The sequence below is a fragment of the Novosphingobium sp. PY1 genome (assembly GCF_017312445.1).
Classification (GTDB): domain Bacteria; phylum Pseudomonadota; class Alphaproteobacteria; order Sphingomonadales; family Sphingomonadaceae; genus Novosphingobium.
On sequence record NZ_BLTI01000004.1, the window covers coordinates 484078 to 503471 of the forward strand.

A 19394-nucleotide genomic window follows, 5' to 3' on the forward strand; every position below is an offset into this window, starting at 1 on the left:
TGCTGTTTGCTGCACCGCAAAATTGCCGCGCCCTTAGCCGATACAAGTGATTCCGGCAAGCGGTACTGCTTGTAATCACAATCGGACAGTTGCTGTGGCGTGTGCGACACAAGGTATCGCTTATTCACTGGAATGGCCAGACATACGATTGTGCCTAATTGAATCTCCTTATAAATATCGAAAGTTCTAAATGCGGTGGCACCGTGCAGGGCAAGATGCGGGCCGCCGGACGGGTTTGTTCAGCGAGGATTGCATGAAAGGTTTTTCTGGCGGTCGGGCCGCAGACGTCTTCTGCGTGCGCGGTGCGATTATGGCGCGGCGGATGGAATCGGTCCGGGCGGTCCTGTTGACTGGCGCGGCAGCAGCGATCTGGGGCTGGGCGCCCGCTGCCGCGGCCCAGGACGCCGAGGGTGAGGCGCTGTCGGTCGACGAAATCGTCGTTACCGCGACCAAGCGCGAGCAGACCCTGCAGGACGTGCCGGTCTCCGTCGCGGTAACCAGCGGTGAAACCATCGAGCGCGCGCAGGTCCGCGACTTGAAGGACCTGCAGACGCTCGTGCCATCGCTGCGCGTCAACCAGCTGCAAAGCTCGGCCAACACCAATTTCTACATTCGCGGCTTCGGCAACGGTGCCAACAATGCCGGGATCGAACCCTCGGTGGGCCTCTTCGTCGATGGCGTCTATCGTTCGCGCTCGGCTTCGATGATTGCCGACTTCCCGGATGTCGAACGGATCGAAGTTCTGCGCGGGCCGCAATCGACGCTGTTCGGCAAGAATGCCTCGGCCGGCGTGATTTCCATTGTCACGATGAAGCCGCAGTTCGAACTGGGCGGCAACTTCGAGGCGACTTACGGCAATTACGATGCAGTGACCGTGAAGGGCCGCGTCACCGGACCGGTCAGCGATACCATTGCGGTGAGCCTTGCCGGCGGGCTCAACAAGCGCGACGGCATCGTCCGCGACCTCGGCACCGGCAAGCGCACAAACGACCGCGATCGCTGGTTCGCGCGGGGCCAGTTGCTGTTCGACAACCACGACGATCTGCAGGTTCGCCTGATCGGCGACTACGGCAAGATCGACGAGAACTGCTGTGCTGCGGTCAACTTGCGCCAGGCCCTGCCGACGGCGGCGATCTTCGCGCTTGGCGGCGTCGTAAACCAGCCGGACGAGAAATTCGACAACGTCACCTACAACAACCGGCTTTCGACCAACGACATCGAGAACTGGGGCCTTTCCGGGCAGGTCGACTACGATCTTGGCGATGTCCAGCTGACCTCGATCACGGCCTATCGTCGCTCAAACATCGTGACCGACCAGGATTCCGACTTCTCGAGCGCGGACCTTCTGGAACGCAATTTCCAGGACTTGCGGATCAAGACCTTCACCCAGGAGCTGCGTGCCAACTTCGACATCGGCGAGCGCATCCACGGGCTCGTCGGCGCTTACTATTTCAACGAGAAGATCGACCAGAACAACGAGGTCTACTGGGGCAATGACGCCCGCAGCTACGCCAATCTGCTCGTCCAGAGTCTCTCGGGGGGGGCGCTGAGCATCCCGACACTGGAGACGACCTTCGGCGCGCTGGAAGGCGATCCGACAAAGTATGTCGGCACGTTCTACACGCCCGGCACCGGCCTCACCGAAGCCTACAAGCTCAAGAACGAGGCCTATTCGTTCTTCGGCCAGCTCGACTTCGAGGTCGCCCCGGGCCTGACCGTGACCGGCGGTCTCAACTATACCCACGACCAGAAGCGCTTTGCGACCGGGACGATGGCGGACGATACTTTTGCTAGTATCGACCTCGACGCGGCGGCCTATGCCCCGTTCCGGCAGGCGCTGCTTTACCAGGGCGCGCTCCAGCTGGGTTTTTCGCCAGGCGATGCCGCTGCCTATGCGGCAGGCAATGCCAATAACCCGGCCGCCAATCCGCTCGCCCCGCTGCGGGCGCTGCAGTACTTCCCGCCATTCATGAACGTGCCCAATGCGGTGGAATCGGGCAAGGTAAGCGATGGCGACTTCAGCTACACCGCGCGCGTGGCCTATGACCTGACGCCAACGGTCAATGTCTATGCCAGCTATGCGACGGGCTACAAGGCGGCCTCGGTCAACCTCTCGCGCGACAGCCGGCCGACCGCGACCGATCTCGCTGACTTGCAGCAGCGGGGGCTTGCCGTCACCAACCTGCGCGCCGGCAGCCGCTATGCCGACCCCGAGGATTCTACCGTCTACGAAGCCGGTCTGAAGGGCGACTGGGGCCTCGTTACCGCCAATCTTGCGGTGTTCAAGCAGACCATCAGGAACTTCCAGTCGAACATCTTCACCGGTTCAGGCTTCCTGCTCGCCAATGCGGGCAAGCAGTCGGTCTTCGGTATCGAGTTCGAAGGTACGGCCAAGCCTGTCGAGCCGCTGCTCCTGAGCCTGTCGATGACTTACCTCGACGGCAAGTACGACAGCTTCGCATCATCGGGTGTGGGCGACATCAGCGGTTCGACGCCGCCGGGATATTCGCCGCTCTCGGTCACCTTCGGCGCGCAGTACACGCAGGAGATCGGCAATGGCGATGCCCTGATCCTGCGCGGCGACTATCACTACGAGGCGCCGTTCATGCTGGTGGAGGGCTTGCCGGGCCTGACCGTCAAGGATCCGGCCACCGGCGCGATAGTCGATGCCACTGACGCGATCCAGGCAGCGCGCGACTTCAAGCAGGACATCAACGAGCTGAGCGCCTCGCTGACTTATGCGATGGCGAACGGCGTCGAAGTGTCGGTCTGGGGACGCAACCTGCTCAACGACCGCTCGATCCTGCAGATCTTCGACAGCCCGGCGCAGCCCGGCTCGATTTCCGGTTACCCGAACCAGCCGCGCACTTACGGCGTGGCGGCGCGCTATCGCTTCTGAAGCGAGGGCGCAGGCCGACCCCGCGGCGAGGGAGGAGACGCGGGACCGGTCGACTGACGCAGGGGTGCGAAGCCGGATGGTTTCGCGCCCCTTTTTCCTGCGCCGCGCCTATTTCCTGCGCCGCGCCTATTTCCTGCGCCGCGCCTATTTCCTGCGCCAGTTCCATTGCCGCTGCGTTAACTTGCCGGTGGAGTGAACGGGCCTATAGTGCGGCCATACTATCGAGAGGGGCCCTTATGATCGAATACATGTTCATGCCGTTTCGGCGCTACGCCGAATTCTCAGGCCGTTCGCGGCGCATGGAATACTGGTCTTTCACCCTGCTCAATGTCATCGTCATCGCCCTGCTGGGCCTGCTGGCAGGCGTCATGGGGCTGTCGTTCTCGGCGCTGGCAGGCGGCGATGTCACCGGCACCCTGTTCAGTGCGGGAACGATGCTGCCGATAGCCCTGATCGGCATCTACGGCCTTGCAGTGATCGTGCCGAGCATCGCGGTCACGGTCCGCCGCCTGCATGACCGCGACATGAGCGGCTGGTGGTATCTGGGCTTCATCGTCTTGAGCATGGTGCCGCTGGTCGGCTTCATCGCCAACATCGCGCTGATCGTGATCATGTTCCTGCCCGGCACGCCCGGTCCGAACCGCTTCGGCGAAGATCCCAAGGACCCGACGGGCGCGCAGGTCTTCGCCTAAAGCTCCCGAAGCGCGCGCGCCGGCTTCGCCCGCAGCAGCGGCAGCGAACCGGCGAGCGCAAAAGTCAGGATCAGGGCAAGCCCGGCGCACAGCACCGCGATCACGCGGGGCCAGTCGGGCAGCCATTCGAATTCGAACAGCTTGACGATGATCGCCCAGGCCATGGCGCTGCCGCTTGCCAGCGCGACGAGGGCGAGGACCAGCGCGATCAGGCCGTATTCGGCCACCTGCAGGGCGAGCAGCTGGCCCCGGCTCGCCCCCAGAACGCGCAGGATCACGTTGTCGTAGGTCCGGTTGGCGCGCGCAGCGGCGATAGCGCCGAACAGCACAGCCAGCCCCGCCAGCACGGCAACCGACGCCGCGGCAAGGATCGCGGTCGACATCTGGCTGAGCAGATCGCGTGCTTCGCGCAGGATGCTGCCGGTCTCGATCACCGAACTCGATGGAAATGCGCGTGCCAGCTTCGGCAGCAATCCTGCGGTCGACGTGCCGGGTGGCACTTCGATGGTTGCGGCCAGCTTGTGCGGCGCATCGGCAAGGGCATTGGGCGAGAAGACCAGCACGAAGTTGAAGCCCATCGTGTCCCAGTCGATCCGGCGCAGCGCGGCCACCCGGGCGGTCCGCTCCACGCCGAGCAGACCGATGGTCACGTAGTCGCCCACCTTGAGGCCGACGGTATCGGCGAATTTCTCGTCGAGCGAGACGAGCGGTTCGCCGCGATAGAGCTGGGGCCACCACCTGCCGGAAGTCACGCTGCTGCCGTCGGGGACGTTCACTGAATAGGTCAGGCCCCTTTCGCCGCGCAGGGCCCAGGCGCCCTCGGGGATCTCGTCGAGGTCGGACACGCGCGTCATCTGGTCCTTCGGCCCATAGGCGAGGATCCGCCCGCGCATGTTGGGCACCAGCTTGATTCCGGCACCGGGGACGGTCTGCTCGACGGCATTGCGGAATTCGTCGGCGCGGTCCTGTGGTACGTCGAGCACGAAGAAGTCGGGCGCGCGGGCGGGAAGGGTACGGCGGATATTGGCCTCGAGGCTGGTCTGCACGCCCGCGATGAGCACGAAGGCGGAGAGGCCGAAGCCAAGCGCTGTGACCAGCGCGCCGGTCTGCGAGCCGGGGCGGTGCAGGTTTGCAAGTCCTGCGCGCAGCATCGGGTTGGCCGGGCGCGGCAGGCGCCTCGCGAGAAAGCCGATGCCGTGTCCGAGAAGCGCCAGCATGCCCAGCATCAGCGCCGCGCCCGCCAGGAAGCCCGAGGTCACCATCGGCTGCGCGGCATTGAGCAGCGCCAGCGCGACAATGGCCGCAAGTCCCATGCCGACCGGCAAAAGCAGGGCCTTGCGGTCGGCCGAAAGTGGAGAAACCCGCGCGCGCATCAGCGCCATTGCCGGGAAGGAGCGCGCCCGCACCAGTGGCGGCGCGGCAAAGACCAGCGCGACGAGAAGCCCGTAGGCCGCAGCCGTGGCGAGCGCGACAGGAGACACGGTGAAGCCTGTGTCGACCGGCAGCAGGGAGCCGAGCGCCTCGGCCAGCAGCGGTGTGACCAGCACGCCCGCCAGCAGCCCTGCAAGACTGCCCGCCAAGGCGGCGACGCCGACCTGCAGCAGGTAGATCCGCGCGATGTCGCCGCTGGTCGCGCCCAGCACCTTGAGAGTGGCAATCGAGTTGCGCCGCGCCTCGAGGTAGGAGGAAACCCCGCCGCCGATGCCGATGCCTGCGATGACGAGCGCGGCCAGACCGACGAGGACGAGGAATTCGCCCATGCGCCGCACGAAGCGTTCGGTCGATGGCGCGGCGCGGTCGCGGGTGCGGATCTCGAAACCGGCATCGGGGAAGCGCTTTTCGATCTGCTCCTTGACTGCGTCGGGATCGCGTCCGTCCTTCAGCTTGAGGCGGATCGCGCTGCGGTACATGGCCCCCGGCGCGGTCAATCCCGCGCGCTCTGGCAGGCCGATGGCCGATATCGCGGTGTCTCCCAGCGAAAATCCTTCGCCGAGCTGTTCCGGGTCGGAAGCGATGATCCCCCCGACCTTCTGCGGCTGGCCGCCCAGACGGAAGCTGTCACCCACTTTCACGCCCAGCCGCTCGGCGGTTCCTTGCGCGATCCACACGGTCCCCTCGGGCGGCGCGCCGACCTTGCGCCCGTCGCGCAAGATGAGCTTGCCGTAGAGCGGCCAGTCCGGGGCGACCGCCTTGAGCGCGACCGGGGCAGTAAGCTCGCCCTTCTGGGCAATCGCCTGCATGCGCAAGCCGTCCGAAATCGTGCCGAGCGATTGCAGGGCCTTGCGTTCGGCATCGGTCAGCCCGCGCTGCCAGACACGCAGTTCGACGTCGCCGCCCAGGATCTGCCGCCCGCGCGTTGCCAGCTCGCTCTCGATCGAACCGGTCAGTGTGCCGATGGCCGCAATCGCGCCCACGCCCAGGAACAGGCAGACTAGCAGGAGCCTCAGCCCCTTGAACCGCGCCGAAAGATCGCGCCGCGCGATGGTCCAGGCGGTGGCCCAGGGCAGGGTTGCGTTCATGCCGGCAGCGTGTCGCTGGCGATGCGCCCGTCGGCGATGGTCACGATCCGCTCGCAATGGCTGGCGAGGTTCTCGTCGTGGGTGATGATCAGCAGCGTCGCGCCGCTCTCCTCGCGCCGGGCAAAGAGCAGGTCGATGATCGCAGATCCGGTTCGCGCATCGAGATTGCCGGTCGGCTCGTCGGCGAAAACCAGCGAGGGACGCGGGGCCAGGGCACGGGCGATGGCCACGCGCTGCTGTTCGCCGCCCGACAGCTGTGCGGGATAGTGGCTGAGGCGATGGTCGAGGCCGACGGCGGCCAGTTCCTCATGGGCGCGCTGGCGGGCCGAGGACATGCCGGCAAGCTCCAGCGGCGTCGCGACGTTTTCCAGTGCGGTCATCGTCGGCAGGAGGTGAAAGGCTTGCAGCACCACGCCGATGCGGCCGCGCCGGGCGCGGGCCAGCGCGTCCTCGTCCATCCCGGCGAAGTCTTCACCGGCAACGGACAAGGTGCCTGAGCTTGCGCGTTCCAGTCCGGAAAGCACGGACATCAAAGAGGACTTGCCCGAGCCGGACGGGCCGAGCAGGGCGAGGGTCTGGCCTTGCGGCACGGTCAGGTCGACACCCTTGAGGATTTCGACGGCGCTGCCCCCGTTGCCCAGCGTCAGGCGCAGGTCACGGGCAACGATAGAGGCGTTGGAATGTTGGGAAAGGCTTGTCACCGCCCCCATATGGGATAGCAAAGTGCGATCCTACAAGGAGAAAGCCTTGCGCGCCCTGACAATTGCCCTGCTTACGCTCCCGCTGGCGCTGGCCGCCTGCGACAAGGCCGCGACGCCTCCGGTGGCCGAAGAAACGATGAGTGCGCTCGATGCGCCGCCGGCCATCCCGGTCATGGGGCCGGAACGCCCGATCCTGGCCTTCGGGGATTCGCTGCTTGCCGGATACGGTCTCAACGATGGCGAGAGCTATCCTGACCGGCTCGAACAGGCCCTGCGCGCGCGCGGCATCAACGCACGGGTCATCAATGCGGGCGTTTCGGGCGATACGACCGAGGCAGGGCTGGAGCGGCTCGACTTCACGCTGAGCAGCCAGAAGGAAAAGCCGGAGCTGGTCATCATCAGCCTGGGCGGAAACGACATGCTGCGCGGACTGCCTCCGGCGACGACACGCAACAACCTCGAGGCGATCCTGCAGCGCCTCAAGCAGGAAAACATCAAGGTCGTCCTGCTTGGCATGCTTGCCGCGCCGAACCTGGGCAAGGACTACGCGGCGAAATTCAACCCGATCTATGCGCAGCTCTCGGAGAAGTACGACGCGGCACTGGTGCCCTTCTTCCTCCAGCCGGTGATCGACAAGCCGGACCTGATGCAGCCGGACCACATGCATCCGACTGCGCTGGGCGTCGACGCCATCGTGACCGCCACGGTCGACGACGTGGCCGATGCCCTGCCGACCGGTGCGGAAGCCGAAGCCTCCGAAGCGGCATCGGACGTGGCGGTGCCGCCAACCGCCTCGGCCGGAGAGGAGCGGATGGCGCGCTGATCCGAGCGTTGCGGCTTTCGCCGTGGGCGTCTCGGTCAGGTCTCCAAGCCCCGCTCTGGCTTGGCGGTGCCTGCAGTCTGCTCAGCGCCGCTGCACTGCCCCTGCTCGCACTTCCCAGATCGCCGCTTCCTCGGCAATCGCATCGAAGGGGGCGAGTTCGGTCCCGGTGAGCCAGACTTGCGCCGAACCTGCGCGCAGGCGGTCGAACAGGGCTTCGCGGCGCACGGGGTCGAGGTGGGCGGCCACTTCGTCAAGCAGAAGCAGGCGCGGCCGGCTGCCGCTATTGTCTTCCAGCAGCTGAGAGTGGGCGAGCGTGATCGCGATCAGCATCGCTTTCTGTTCGCCAGTGGAGCACTCGGCGGCGGCCTGGCCCTTGCCGGCCATGGTCACGACCACTTCGTCGCGGTGCGGGCCGGTCAGCGTGCGCTGCGCGGCGCGGTCGCGCGCCCGTCCCTCGCGCAGCGCCCGGGCGAGGGGCTCGGCATCGATCGGACCGCCCGGCTGGTAGGCGAGCGAGGGGCGCGCGAAAGGGGAATCCGGCAGCGCCGCCAGTGTCGTGTCGAGCTGGGCGACGAGATCGGCGCGCGCGGAGGCGACGGCCGCACCGGCCTCGGCGATCTGAAGTTCGATGGCATCGAGCCAGCGCGGATCGGGCGGCATGTCGTCCGAGAGCAGGCGGTTGCGCTCGCGCAGGGCGTTCTCGAGACGGGTCGCGTGCCCGGCATGGTCGGGCCGCACCGCCAGCACCAGCCGGTCGAGAAACCGCCGCCGCGCTCCTGCCCCTTCTACGAAAAGGCGGTCCATCGCCGGGGTCAGCCAGCCGATGGAGAGCCATTCGGCCAGCCGTACCGCCGGAGCTTCCGCTCCGTTGATCTGGACGAGGCGGCGCCCGGGCCTCTCGGCGGCAACCCCTGTGCCGAGGCGGACCGGCTCGCCATCCGGCGTCATCAGCGAAGCGCTGACCGCGAAGCCGCCTTCGCTGCCTTGCGCGGGCATGTCGGTGAGGCCGGCCCGGCGCAGGCCGCGTCCCGGCGCCATCAGCGAGATCGCTTCGAGCACGTTGGTCTTGCCCGCGCCGTTCTCACCCACCAGCAGGTTGAACTGCGCCGTGCCTTCCACCGCGGTCTCGCGGTGGTTGCGGAAACGGGACAGGAGGATGCGGTCGAGGGCCATCGCCCGCGTGCCTAGCCGCTCGGTGCCGTCATTGCGACCCTGCTTGCAGGCTCAGACCGCGTTCGTCTTGGCGAAGGGGTTGAAGTCGGTGTTGTCGTCATAGACATCCACGCCTTCGCGCCGCTTGAGGAAACCGACGACGAGGTATGTCGCGGGCGTCAGCACGGCTTCCCACAGCGTCTTGATGATCCATTGCGTGAGCGCCAGCATCGCCACCGTGTGCGGCGTGAATCCGGGAACGCCGAGAAAGGCCAGGGGATAGAACAGTGCGCTGTCCACGCCTTCGCCGAAGATCGTCGAGCCGATCGTGCGCATCCACAGGAAGCGGCCCGCGGTCAGCACTTTCATTCGCGCCAGCACGAAGGAATTGACGAATTCGCCGGCCCAGAAGGCGACCAGCGAGGCAAGGACGATCCGCGGCGTCTGGCCGAAGATCGCATAATAGGCCGCCTGGTTGGGTGCAGTCACTTCCTTGCCCGCCACCATGTAGCTGGCCGAAGCGAGCGCCCAGTCCGGCGCTGCGGGAATGTTGACGACCACCAGCGACATGACGACCATGAACAGCAGCGCGAAGAAGCCTGCCCAGATGCATCGGCGCGCATTGGCGTAGCCATAGACCTCGGTCATGACGTCACCGATGATGTAGGAAATCGGGAAGAACAGCACTCCTGCCCCGAAGGTGATCGTGCCCACCAGCGGCAGCGCGACTTGCGCCTGCTTGGCCGCTCCGATCAGGTTCGACAGCAGCAGGATCACCACGAATGCGGTCATCACGTAGTCGAAATAGCGAAAGTGGCGGCGGGCGCCGGTCTGACCGTCAAGGCGGGTCAGGTGGGGTTGCGCGTCGGGCTGCGTGCTCATCACCTGTGCGTAACCTGCAACGCCGTGCAGGCAAAGGGGACTTTCAACAGGCCTCGCGGTTTGCGCTGCGCGAGAACCGCGCTATGGGGACCCGCGTGCGCGCCCGTAGCTCAGCTGGATAGAGCACGAGCCTTCTAAGCTTGGGGTCGCAGGTTCGAACCCTGCCGGGCGCGCCAGCCTTCTGCAGCAGCAACGAGACCGAAGCCGCGAGCGTTAGTCGGGCCGGAAGGCGAAGCGATGAAAATCGCGGCCGGAGCGAAGCGAAATTCTATTGAAGTCGGCAGCGGGCTCGCCGATAATGCTGCGGTGCAAAAATATCTCAAGACAGCCTTCTGGACGGCGATGGCGTTCGCCGTTGTCATGGCAATCCTGCCCAACTCCAACGACCTGCACGGTATCGTACCGGATAAAATCCAGCACATGGCGGCATTTGCGAGCCTGGCGATCCTTGGAACGCTGGCCTATCCGCGTATTCCGCGATTGCTTCTGGCGTTAGGACTCGTCGTGGTGGGCGCTCTGATCGAAGTGGTGCAGATGATCCCTGCGCTGCATCGCGATGCGGAATGGGGAGACCTGTTCGCCGATAGTTTCGCTGTCGCGCTAATCCTGGTTTGCATGCAGTTCGTGCTCAAGGCGCTGCCCAACCGCTAGGAGAGGCGGGGCAGGCAGCGCGAGCTCAAGCACTCCGGCAAGATCCTGATCCCGACTTCCTCCTTGCTAGCGGGTGGTGTCGCCGGGAATTGTTGGCCTTGCCGGGGCATTTCAGGACCGGTGCTTGCGGCAATTTCGCGCGAGTCCGAAGTGTTCTGCGCGCACGGAACGGCACCTTACTGCTGTTAAATAAGTTTAATCGTTGTTGCTTTGAGACGAATTCGTTTCGCCAGCTCTTATAACTTATGGTAGTTTCCATGGTTAGTGGAGGAGTGTGGGGCAGCTTGATGAGACGTGCTTCCCAATTCGTCTTGAATATGACTGCCGTGAAGACCCCATTCGCGGATGACACCAAGTGTCCGACGCTCTGCCACAAGGGGAATTGTCAGGTCAGACTAGCGCCATGACTCGCTGATGATTCAACCGTTAACGCCGGCCGGTACAAGCCCCCCTGCTATTGCGTAGCCGGCACGGCACTGGTCCCGGCGCCGGATTCAGAGCAGCTGCCATGCTTCTCGCATCTGGCGTCGGGACTTCGGTCTTGGCCTGGCGCTACCGCCGATCCCGGCATTTTCCCGTCATTCCTTCCGCGGCCCAAGGGTCGCCGTTCTCGAGGTGCAGCCCCGGAAATTGTACAATTGCGACATTGCAGTCGGTTCACGGGACGGCGCGGGCTCATGTCAAGTAAATCACGAAATAGCAGATGTTCCGGTATTCGTTCCCAAGTGTCCGGTTTTGCGTTATTATTTTAAATTGAATTGGATGATAGTCCGCATTAACCTTCCTAAGCCCTGAACTCTGTGCGAGCATTTTCTTGCCGAATGGAGAGAGAAGCAGTGACGCGGCAGGACTTTTCATTATTTGACAGCATCGATGCACGAAGTGCCGCGCCGTTCTTCGTCATGCGACGGAGCAGGATTCCCCCCGCAGACTTTCAGGCGATCAAGCCCGGGTTACAGGGCCCGATTGAGATCGCCCCCGCGAGGCGGCATCTCTCTCATGACTTTCCGCCTCCTGCCTGCATTACCACCGAGGCAGGCCGGGGGCGGAAAATTGTCCGCATCGCGCGGCACCTCCAATGATTGCGTACATCGCCTGCCGCTCCCTTGGGGTATCTGTCCTTGCCGGCCTGTCTCTTGCTGCAGGAGGGTGCGGTACGGGCAATGAGGAAAAGCCGCTTGTGCCGCCAAGCGAGGAGGTCACTACCGTTGCCGAACCCATGGCCATTGCCAGTGAAGCGGCCATGCAGATGCCCGGGGCGCCCTTGGCCCCGTTGCCCGTCGCGGTGACCGAGCCGCGCATTCCCGCAAAGCCCCCGGTCCGCGACTTCGCCCGGGTACCCGGCGGACTTGAAGGAAAATGCCTTGCCAGCGTGGGAGAGGTGACCCACGCGCCCGTCCTGGGCACCCGAAGCATCGACGGGAGTGGGCCGACGATCAAGATCTACGTGAATGTCCAAGGCGCCCATGCTCCATGGCTGTGCCGGGGCAATCGTGACGGCACCATTGCCGGGGTCATGTACACCGGGAGCGAGGGCGAACTTTGAACCCTGTCACCTATCCTGCGATGTCTCTGTCCAGACGGCTGCAATGCCGTGGAGGGATGCGAAGGTGAGGTGGCCCTTCGGAATATTCCTGGCGCTTTACATCCTTGCGCTTGTGACCCTGACCATCGGTACCTTCGGTTGGTTCGGGCAGGAGAATGATCCGCTCTCGGCCGTTTTTCTCATGCCGCTGGGGCTGCCCTGGAACCTGCTGGCAGACCGCGCCGGGCTGGGCTCATTGGCGGGCGCAGTCCTCGCGCCCGGCGTGAATCTCGCCATTCTCGGCTTTCTTGCAAAGATGTTCCCGCCATCGGAGGAGGGGCGCGACGGGCGCCGGGATGGCTGACCTGGGCCCGAAGGCGGCCTTTACTTGTCCCGAATGCCGAGCATACCGGCTTGCTGGCGCAGGTAATCGGCCTTGCCCGGATTGGCGGCGATGGCATCGGTGAGGGCCTTTTGCGCCTTTTCCGGCTGGTCGAGCGTGCGGCGGCTGCGCATGAGCATGATCCATCCGTCGATATTGGAGGGATCGCCTTCCAGGCGCTGTTCGAGTCGTGACACCATGCCCTCGGCCATGTTGCGCTGCTCGCTGGGTGCGATGCGCGAGGCATTGGCGAGGTCCTGTGCGCTGGGGCCGGGAATGCCGCGGGCTGCAGCCGGAAGTGAAGCGCCGGCCGGAGCGCTGGAGGCGGCCTTGCCGTTCGCTGCGGCGAGCTTGTCGGCAACGTCGATCTGGTGGATCTTGCCCACCTGTTCGATGGTGCGCACGAGGTCGGCACGCCAGGGCGCATCGGCCGGACTGTCCTTCAGCAGTGCGATCCAGTCGTCCACGGCGCCCTGGTGATCGCCGGACAAGTCGCGCTTTACTGCCATGAAATAGCGCGAGCGCGGGTCCTTGGGGTCGATGGCGATGGCCTTTTCGAAAGCGCTGACGGCTTGCGGCGGCATCGGATCGCGATCGCTGGCCATGACCCGCGCCTCGCCAAGCGCGGACCAGAGGACGGCGGTGCCGGGCGCCAGCTCGGTTGCCTTGCCGTAGGCGTTTGCCGCTTCGGCGAATCGCGCCGCCTCGAAATAGGCGAGCCCAAGGTGTTGCCAGGCTGCAGAATCCTTGGGCGTGTCCTTGGCCGCTTTCTCGAGATCGTCGATCGAGGCACTGGCCGGCAAAGAAGTTGATGCGGCCATGGCAGCATTGCCTGATGCAGTGTTAACCTCGCCACCGCGCAGTATCGCAGCCCCCACGGCCCCGGCGGCGACAAGTCCTGCAAGTACCAGAGCGATTCTTTGCGGACGAAATATTGTCGTCGTCGGTTGTGTCATCGCTATTTCCCATTCATTACAGTACCGTCGGCTGAGGGGACAGGCCACGGATCAGCTTTGCGCAAATGCGGTTTTTCGCGTGGCTTTGCAATGTTCGGTCGGCACGACGAGGGGGAAGTTGTGAAAGATCGCGTCCGTATCGCTATTATCGGCTCCGGCCCCGCAGGCATGAGCGCGGCGGGCAGGGCGGCCAGGCTGGGCATGTCGCACGTCCTGCTGGAAAAGACCGATCACCTGTCCGACACCATTTTCAAGTACCAGAAGGGCAAGCACGTCATGGCGACGCCTTCCTCGCTGGTGCTGCGATCCGATTTCGAGTTCGATGCGGGCAAGCGTGAACAGATCCTCGGGATTTGGGACGAGCAGGCCGCAAGCAATGCGATCACTGTGCGTTACAAGTCGGAAGTCACCAAGATCGAGGGCGAAAAGGGCGCGTTCGTCCTGACGCTCAAGGGCGGGGACACGATCGAGGCCGAAGCGGTGATTCTGGCCATCGGCACCCAGGGCAACCCCAACCGCCTGCGCTGCGAAGGCGCAGACATGCCGCATATCCAGTACCAGCTCGACGATCCCACCGAATATGTGGACGAGCACATTACCGTCGTGGGTACCGGCGATGCCGGGATCGAGAACGCGCTGGGCCTGGCTGCAGATCCGGCGCAGGGCAATGTCGTCACGATCCTTAACCGCGGTACCGAATTCGCGCGAGCCAAAGAGGCTAACGTCAAGCTGCTGATGGAGGCCGAAGCCGCCGGACGCATCATCATCCGCAATGAGACGACGCCGGCGCAAGTGCGGCCCGGCGAACTTCTGCTGGATACCCGCGACGGGCAGGAAACCATCCGCTGCGACCGCATCATTGCGCGCACCGGCTCGGCCCCGCCGCGCAAGTTCGTCGAGGATTGCGGCATCGAATTCACCAGTCCCGAGCGCGAGGCCTTCCCGGTGCTGTCGCCGGTATTCGAGACGACGCGTCCGGGCATTCACGTCATCGGCGCGCTGGCGGGCTATCCGCTGATCAAGCACTGCATGAACCAGGGCTACGATGTCGTCGAATTCCTCAACGGCAATACCGGTCTCAAGCCTGCCGACGAACCGATCCTGGCGGAGAAGTTCGCGACCCTGCCGGGCCGGCGCAGCGTTGACGAATGGCTGGAACTGTTCGGAAGCCGGATCGAGATCTTCCGCGACATTTCGGCGCTGCAACTGCGCGAACTGATGCTCGATTCCGACGTCAGTGCCTTTCGCAAGGGCGAGGCGGTATTCCAGCGCAACGAGCCGGGCTCCTCGCTCTTCGCCATCGCCGAAGGTTCGGTGGCGGTGGAGGTCAACAAGGACGATCCCTCCATCACCGTGCCGATCGGGCAGGGCTCCATCTTCGGCGAGGTCGGCCTCATTTCCGGCCGCCGCCGCGGCTCCACCGTGCGCGCGGCGCAGGACCTGATCGTCGTTGAACTTTCGCGTTCCGCCGCGCTGAAGATGATGGCCACGGCCCCGGCCGCGGCCAAGGTCGTCAACCGCATCGCGATCGAGCGCCAGCTCCTCCAGATATTCGGCTCGGGCCTCACCCCGGACGATATCGCCGAGCTGGTCGACGGGGCGGAAGTCAAGGAACTGCGCGCCAACGAAGTGCTGATGAAGGAGGGCGAGGAAGGCACCGACATCTTCATCATCCGCCGCGGTTCGATGATCGTCGAGCGCCAGATCGGCGGCAAGCCGGTGTTCCTCAGCTACCTTCCGGCCGGCGCCTATGTCGGCGAGATGGCCGTGATCGATGGCTCGCGCCGGTCCGCGACGGTGCGAGCGGCGATCAAGTCCGAAGTCATCCGCCTGCCGGGTGAGGCTTTCGTGCGTCTGCTGGCGCGCAAGCCCCAGCTCAAGCAGAAGGCCTTCGCCGAGATGGAGCGGCGGCGTGAGATCAATACTTTCGTCGAAGGGCGCAAGGAGAACTTCTCGAGCGTCGTCGACATGTATTCCCAGACCGCGCAGTTCCTGGTCGACAACGGCATCGGCGAGGCGACCGACGTGCTGTTGATCGACGAGACGCTCTGCGTGGGATGCGACAATTGCGAGAAGGCCTGCGCCGACAGCCATGACGGCCTCTCGCGGCTCGACCGCGAGGCGGGGACGACTTACGCGCATCTTCATGTGCCGACCTCGTGCCGCCACTGCGAACATCCGCACTGCATGGCGGATTGCCCCCCCAACGCGATCCAGCGCGGCCCGGACGGGGAAGTCTTCATCGACGAGACCTGCATCGGCTGCGGCAACTGCCAGCGCAATTGCCCTTATGGCGTGATCCGCATGGATTCGGTGCCGCCGAAGAAGCCCTCGATCCTCTCGTGGCTGTTCCTCGGCAAGGGGCCTGGGCCGGGTGAGCCGAGCAAGGCCTGGCGCAAGGCGCATGCCGACGGCGTCGAGCGGCCCAAGCAGGCGATCAAGTGCGACATGTGCGCCGGGATCGACGGCGGGCCCTCCTGCGTGCGCGCCTGCCCTACCGGGGCGGCGATCCGCGTTTCGCCGGAGGCCTTCCTCTCGGTCGCCAAGCTGGCGGAGGGCGAATAATGGCCAGTGCGTCCGAAACCGGCCACGTTGCCAACCGCGAATATCGCAGCGATCACGAGGGTTTCCTGCGTCATCGCGGCTTCCGCTGGATGAAGATCGCGACTGCGCTGTGCGTGGTGTGCATTGCGGCCTATTTCCTCACCGATCCCAAGCCGCGGCCCGGCGGCGGTACCTGGATCGGCTATACCCTGGGCACCATCGGCGCCCTTTTGATCGTCTGGCTCTCGCTGCTGGGCATCCGCAAGCGCGCGATCACCGAGGGGCGCTGGTCCCTCAAGGCCTGGACTTCGGCGCACGTGTACCTTGGCCTTTCGCTGATCGTCGTGGCGACGCTGCACACCGGCTTCCAGCTTGGCTGGAACGTCCACACCCTGGCCTATGCGCTGATGATGCTGGTGATCGTCTCGGGCATGTTCGGCATCTGGGCCTATGCTTCGCTGCCCACCGCGCTCAGTTCCAATCGTGAGCAGATGACGCAGGGGCAGATGGTCGACGCCATTCGCGCGCTCGACCGTCAGCTCAACGAAGCCGCCCAGCCGCTTGCGCGCGGGCCGTCCGATCTGGTGCTGGCAGCACTGGAGGAAGACCCGTTCTCGCCGGGCCTGCTGCGCCGCCTATCGGGCCATTACCCGGGCTGCACGACGCAGAAGGCGCTGGAAGGGCTGGCGCTTTCCGGCTCTGCCGATCCGGCGATCGAACGGGTGGAAAAGCTGCTGGTCCGGCGCAAGGCCCAGCTCGAGAGGATGCGCCGGCACATGCGCCTCAAGGCCATGCTGGAGGTGTGGCTATACGTCCATGTCCCCGCCACGATGGCTCTGCTCGCGGCGCTGACCGCCCACATCGTTTCCGTGTTCTATTACTGGTGAGGGAGGCATGACTTTCAGGATCCGCCAGATCGAGCAGACCGCGACGGGACGCGAAATCGTCCGCGACCGGGACATTGCCGGCGAAACCCTCAGCATCGGGCGTTCGGCCGAGTGCGACATTCACTTGCCCGACCTCGCGGTGGAGCCGCGCCACGCCGAAGTCTCGGCCGTTTCGGGCGCACGGCTGCGCGTCGAGGCGGTGGGCACGCTTGGCTTCGTCGTCGATGGTGCGGAAACCCGCTCCGCTTCCATCGACAGCCTCGGCGGCGCCGAGCTGGGCTTCGGCACTTACCGCATCACCGTCTCGCAGGATGAGGACGGCGCGGTATTGCTAACCGTCCGCAAGGCGGAAACCGCCGCGACCCGTTCGGGGAACCTCGAGGAGAAGCGCGGCTTTTCGCTGGGCGGGGTTCTGCCGGGCAAGCGGCGGATGTCATGGGCGCTGGCGATCGTCATTGTCCTGGCGTTCCTGGCGCTGCCGATCGTGACCAACATCATGAGCGTGAAGGGGCCGCAGGCCGCGGACAAGAGCAGCGTCATCAACGACGGCAGCTGGAACCCGGGCGAACTGAGCCTCGCGCACCACTCGCTGACCGACAAGTGCGTGGCCTGCCACGTCAAACCATTCGAATCCGTACGGGACGAGACTTGCCGCAGCTGCCACAAGGACGTTCACGATCACGCACCGGCGGCGCGCCTCGCAGCGGCGCGCGGCAACCTGCCGCTGGGGCAGGCGGCCTTGTGGAAGGTGGCCCATGCTTTCGGCAAGGAAGGTCCCGGCGCCTGCCAGGATTGTCACTCGGAGCACAAGGGGCCGACCCGTCTGACCGCGCCCAGCCAGCAGTTCTGCGCCGATTGCCACGGCCAGCTCAAGAGCAACCTGCCTGACACGCGGCTTGGCGATGCCGGCGATTTCGGCAAGCTGCACCCGCAGTTCACCGCGCGGGTGATCACCGATCCGGTGACGAGGCATCCGTCCTTCGTCTCGCTCGACAGCAAGCTGCGCGAGGACAACGGCCTGACTTTCCCGCACAAGCTGCACCTCGATCCGATGGGCGGCGCCGCGCGCATGGCCAGGAACATCGGGGCAGAGCGCGGCTATGGTTCCAACGGGCTGGAGTGCAAGGACTGCCACCGCAAGACCGAAGAGGGCGTACGCTTCAAGCCGATCGACATGGAGCGTGACTGCGAGGGTTGCCACAGCCTTGCCTACGAGCGCGTCGGCGGCATCGTGCGCCGCCTGCGCCACGGCGACGTCGAGCAACTGACCGCAGACCTGCTGGCGGCCAAGTGGGATCACAGCAAGCCGCTCGTCTCCAACCGCAAGCGCCCGGGCGAATATGCCGAGGGCGGGCTCTACCAGTTCCGTTATTCGGGCGGCGCCTGGCCGGGGCTGCAGCTTGACGTGGCGCTGTCGAAGGACGGCATCTGCGGCGAGTGTCACCGCCCGACGCGGATCAACGGCCGGCCCGGCGTCGTGCCGGTATCGCAGCCGATGCGCTATTTCGATCACGGCTGGTTCGACCATGCCGCGCACAAGCAGGAGAAGTGCACCACCTGCCACGCCGCAGAGACCTCGACCAGCGCCAGCGACGTGTTGCTGCCGGGGATCAAGACCTGCCGCACGTGCCATCTCGGTGAGGACGCACCCAAATCGAAGGTGCCATCGAGCTGCGCGATGTGTCATGGTTATCACATCACCGAGACGGGTTCGGCGGACCGGAAACCGGACGTCAACCTGTCATCTCCTAAGAAGGTCGCACTTCGGAGGGAGTAAGGCCCATGAATGGCATCAACGCAGGCTTCGCAAGGAAGCCCCAGTGCTGATCGCGCAGATTACGGACCTGCACATCGGTTTCAGCGGAAGCGAAACGGGGGGCTACAACACGCATCGCCTGAAGGCGGTGCTGGAACGCCTGGTGGATGGGCCGAACCGGCCCGATCTCTTGCTCATGTCCGGGGACATGACCGAGTTCGGCGACCCGCAAAGCTACGCTCGACTGGCCGAGCTGGTGCGTGACTGCCCGTTTCCGGTGGCGCCAATGGTGGGTAACCACGACATGCGCGCAGCAATGCTGCAAGCCTTCCCGGACTGCCCGGACAATAGCGGCTTCGTGCAGTACGCGATCGATCTCGGCCCGCTGCGGGTTCTGGTGCTCGATACGCTGGAGGAAGGCCGCCATGGCGGCGCCTTCTGCGAGGCGCGCGCGGCGTGGCTGTCTGCGGAACTGGCAGCGCACCCAGACCGGCCAACCGTTCTGGCCATGCATCACCCGCCATTCGAAAGCGGGATCGACTGGCTCGACAGCGACGAGCGCGAACCGTGGATCACCCGTCTGACCGAGGCCGTCTCGGGCCACGCCCAGATCAGGGGGATCGTTGCCGGGCACCTGCATCGCCCGATCCACACCTTGTGGGAAGGCATCCCGGTCACCGTGGTCGGCTCAACCGCAGCGACGGTTGCGCTCGATCTGAATCCGGTTGACCCGGACAGGCCGGACGGGCGTACGATGATCTCCTCCGAGCTGCCGGTCTATGCCCTGCATCGCTGGGACGGCCGCCGTCTCGTTTCCCATACCGAGGCCGTCGGTGCGCTCGACGCTCTGGCGCGCTATGACGAGGCGTTTCAGGAAGTGGTGCGGGTAATCGTGGGCGAACGGCCCGATTGACGCTGGCGATGGTCCCGAAGCCGATTCGGGACCTGGTCTCTCTAAGGGCTGCGCTGCGCCATTCACTCTGATCCGGTCGAAGGGTGGGAGGCGCCCAGCGCCCCCGCAGTCC

At 65.1% G+C, this 19394-nt stretch carries 15 protein-coding genes and 1 tRNA gene; 11 read left to right on the top strand and 5 right to left on the bottom strand.

What is annotated here, in order from left to right:
- Positions 1-253: 253 nt before the first annotated feature.
- Both J3474_RS06465 and J3474_RS06470 read left to right on the top strand, forming a co-directional pair.
- Positions 254-2899 carry a TonB-dependent receptor gene (locus tag J3474_RS06465; RefSeq protein WP_376706513.1) on the top strand — a complete coding sequence of 882 codons (2646 nt, stop codon included), beginning with the start codon at positions 254-256 and terminating at the stop codon, positions 2897-2899.
- A 236-nt stretch (positions 2900-3135) separates the two neighbouring features.
- Positions 3136-3591: a DUF805 domain-containing protein gene (locus J3474_RS06470; protein WP_007013490.1), complete on the top strand. Its 456-nt coding sequence runs from the start codon at positions 3136-3138 to the stop codon at positions 3589-3591.
- Here J3474_RS06470 and J3474_RS06475 read toward each other — a convergent pair.
- Positions 3588-6110: an ABC transporter permease gene (locus tag J3474_RS06475; protein WP_207093458.1), complete on the bottom strand. Its 2523-nt coding sequence runs from the start codon at positions 6108-6110 to the stop codon at positions 3588-3590. The genes J3474_RS06470 and J3474_RS06475 overlap by 4 nt on opposite strands.
- Entirely contained in the window at positions 6107-6820 is a 714-nt protein-coding gene (locus J3474_RS06480) for an ABC transporter ATP-binding protein (protein WP_007013492.1), read from the bottom strand. Before J3474_RS06480 ends, J3474_RS06475 begins: the two co-directional genes overlap by 4 nt.
- A gap of 37 nt (positions 6821-6857) precedes the next feature.
- On the opposite strand from J3474_RS06480, the gene J3474_RS06485 reads away from it, so the two are divergent.
- A complete protein-coding gene (locus J3474_RS06485) occupies positions 6858-7634 on the top strand; it encodes an arylesterase (RefSeq protein WP_242528218.1) in 777 nt (258 codons plus the stop codon).
- A gap of 81 nt (positions 7635-7715) precedes the next feature.
- Here the strand turns inward: J3474_RS06485 and recF are convergent, their stop codons facing one another.
- The gene (gene recF, locus J3474_RS06490) at positions 7716-8807 is read right to left on the bottom strand and encodes a DNA replication/repair protein RecF (protein WP_207093459.1); all 1092 of its coding nucleotides are present in this window, start codon (positions 8805-8807) and stop codon (positions 7716-7718) included.
- 51 nt (positions 8808-8858) lie between these two features.
- Positions 8859-9668: a queuosine precursor transporter gene (locus tag J3474_RS06495; RefSeq protein WP_207093460.1), complete on the bottom strand. Its 810-nt coding sequence runs from the start codon at positions 9666-9668 to the stop codon at positions 8859-8861.
- Positions 9669-9767: 99 nt separating this feature from the next.
- On the opposite strand from J3474_RS06495, the gene J3474_RS06500 reads away from it, so the two are divergent.
- From J3474_RS06500 to J3474_RS06515, 4 genes are all read left to right on the top strand, one after another.
- Positions 9768-9844, top strand: a tRNA-Arg gene (locus tag J3474_RS06500).
- Between the two features lie 61 nt (positions 9845-9905).
- Positions 9906-10319 carry a hypothetical protein gene (locus tag J3474_RS06505; RefSeq protein ID WP_207093461.1) on the top strand — a complete coding sequence of 138 codons (414 nt, stop codon included), beginning with the start codon at positions 9906-9908 and terminating at the stop codon, positions 10317-10319.
- A gap of 1078 nt (positions 10320-11397) precedes the next feature.
- Entirely contained in the window at positions 11398-11865 is a 468-nt protein-coding gene (locus J3474_RS06510) for a hypothetical protein (protein WP_207093462.1), read from the top strand.
- A 64-nt stretch (positions 11866-11929) separates the two neighbouring features.
- The gene (locus J3474_RS06515; RefSeq protein WP_242528219.1) at positions 11930-12208 is read left to right on the top strand and encodes a hypothetical protein; all 279 of its coding nucleotides are present in this window, start codon (positions 11930-11932) and stop codon (positions 12206-12208) included.
- Between the two features lie 20 nt (positions 12209-12228).
- Here J3474_RS06515 and J3474_RS06520 read toward each other — a convergent pair whose 3' ends face one another.
- Positions 12229-13182 (bottom strand): tetratricopeptide repeat protein, encoded by a 954-nt coding sequence (locus J3474_RS06520; protein ID WP_207093464.1) that lies wholly within the window; start codon positions 13180-13182, stop codon positions 12229-12231.
- 90 nt (positions 13183-13272) lie between these two features.
- On the opposite strand from J3474_RS06520, the gene J3474_RS06525 reads away from it, so the two are divergent.
- From J3474_RS06525 to J3474_RS06540, 4 genes are read left to right on the top strand one after another with little or no spacing between them, the layout of a single operon-like run.
- Positions 13273-15747 (top strand): cyclic nucleotide-binding domain-containing protein, encoded by a 2475-nt coding sequence (locus J3474_RS06525; RefSeq protein WP_207093465.1) that lies wholly within the window; start codon positions 13273-13275, stop codon positions 15745-15747.
- Positions 15747-16613: a hypothetical protein gene (locus tag J3474_RS06530; RefSeq protein WP_013832025.1), complete on the top strand. Its 867-nt coding sequence runs from the start codon at positions 15747-15749 to the stop codon at positions 16611-16613. Before J3474_RS06525 ends, J3474_RS06530 begins: the two co-directional genes overlap by 1 nt.
- Before the next feature lie 7 nt (positions 16614-16620).
- Positions 16621-18390 carry a cytochrome c3 family protein gene (locus J3474_RS06535; protein ID WP_207093466.1) on the top strand — a complete coding sequence of 590 codons (1770 nt, stop codon included), beginning with the start codon at positions 16621-16623 and terminating at the stop codon, positions 18388-18390.
- A gap of 43 nt (positions 18391-18433) precedes the next feature.
- Entirely contained in the window at positions 18434-19282 is an 849-nt protein-coding gene (locus J3474_RS06540; protein ID WP_207093467.1) for a phosphodiesterase, read from the top strand.
- Positions 19283-19394 lie beyond the last annotated feature (112 nt).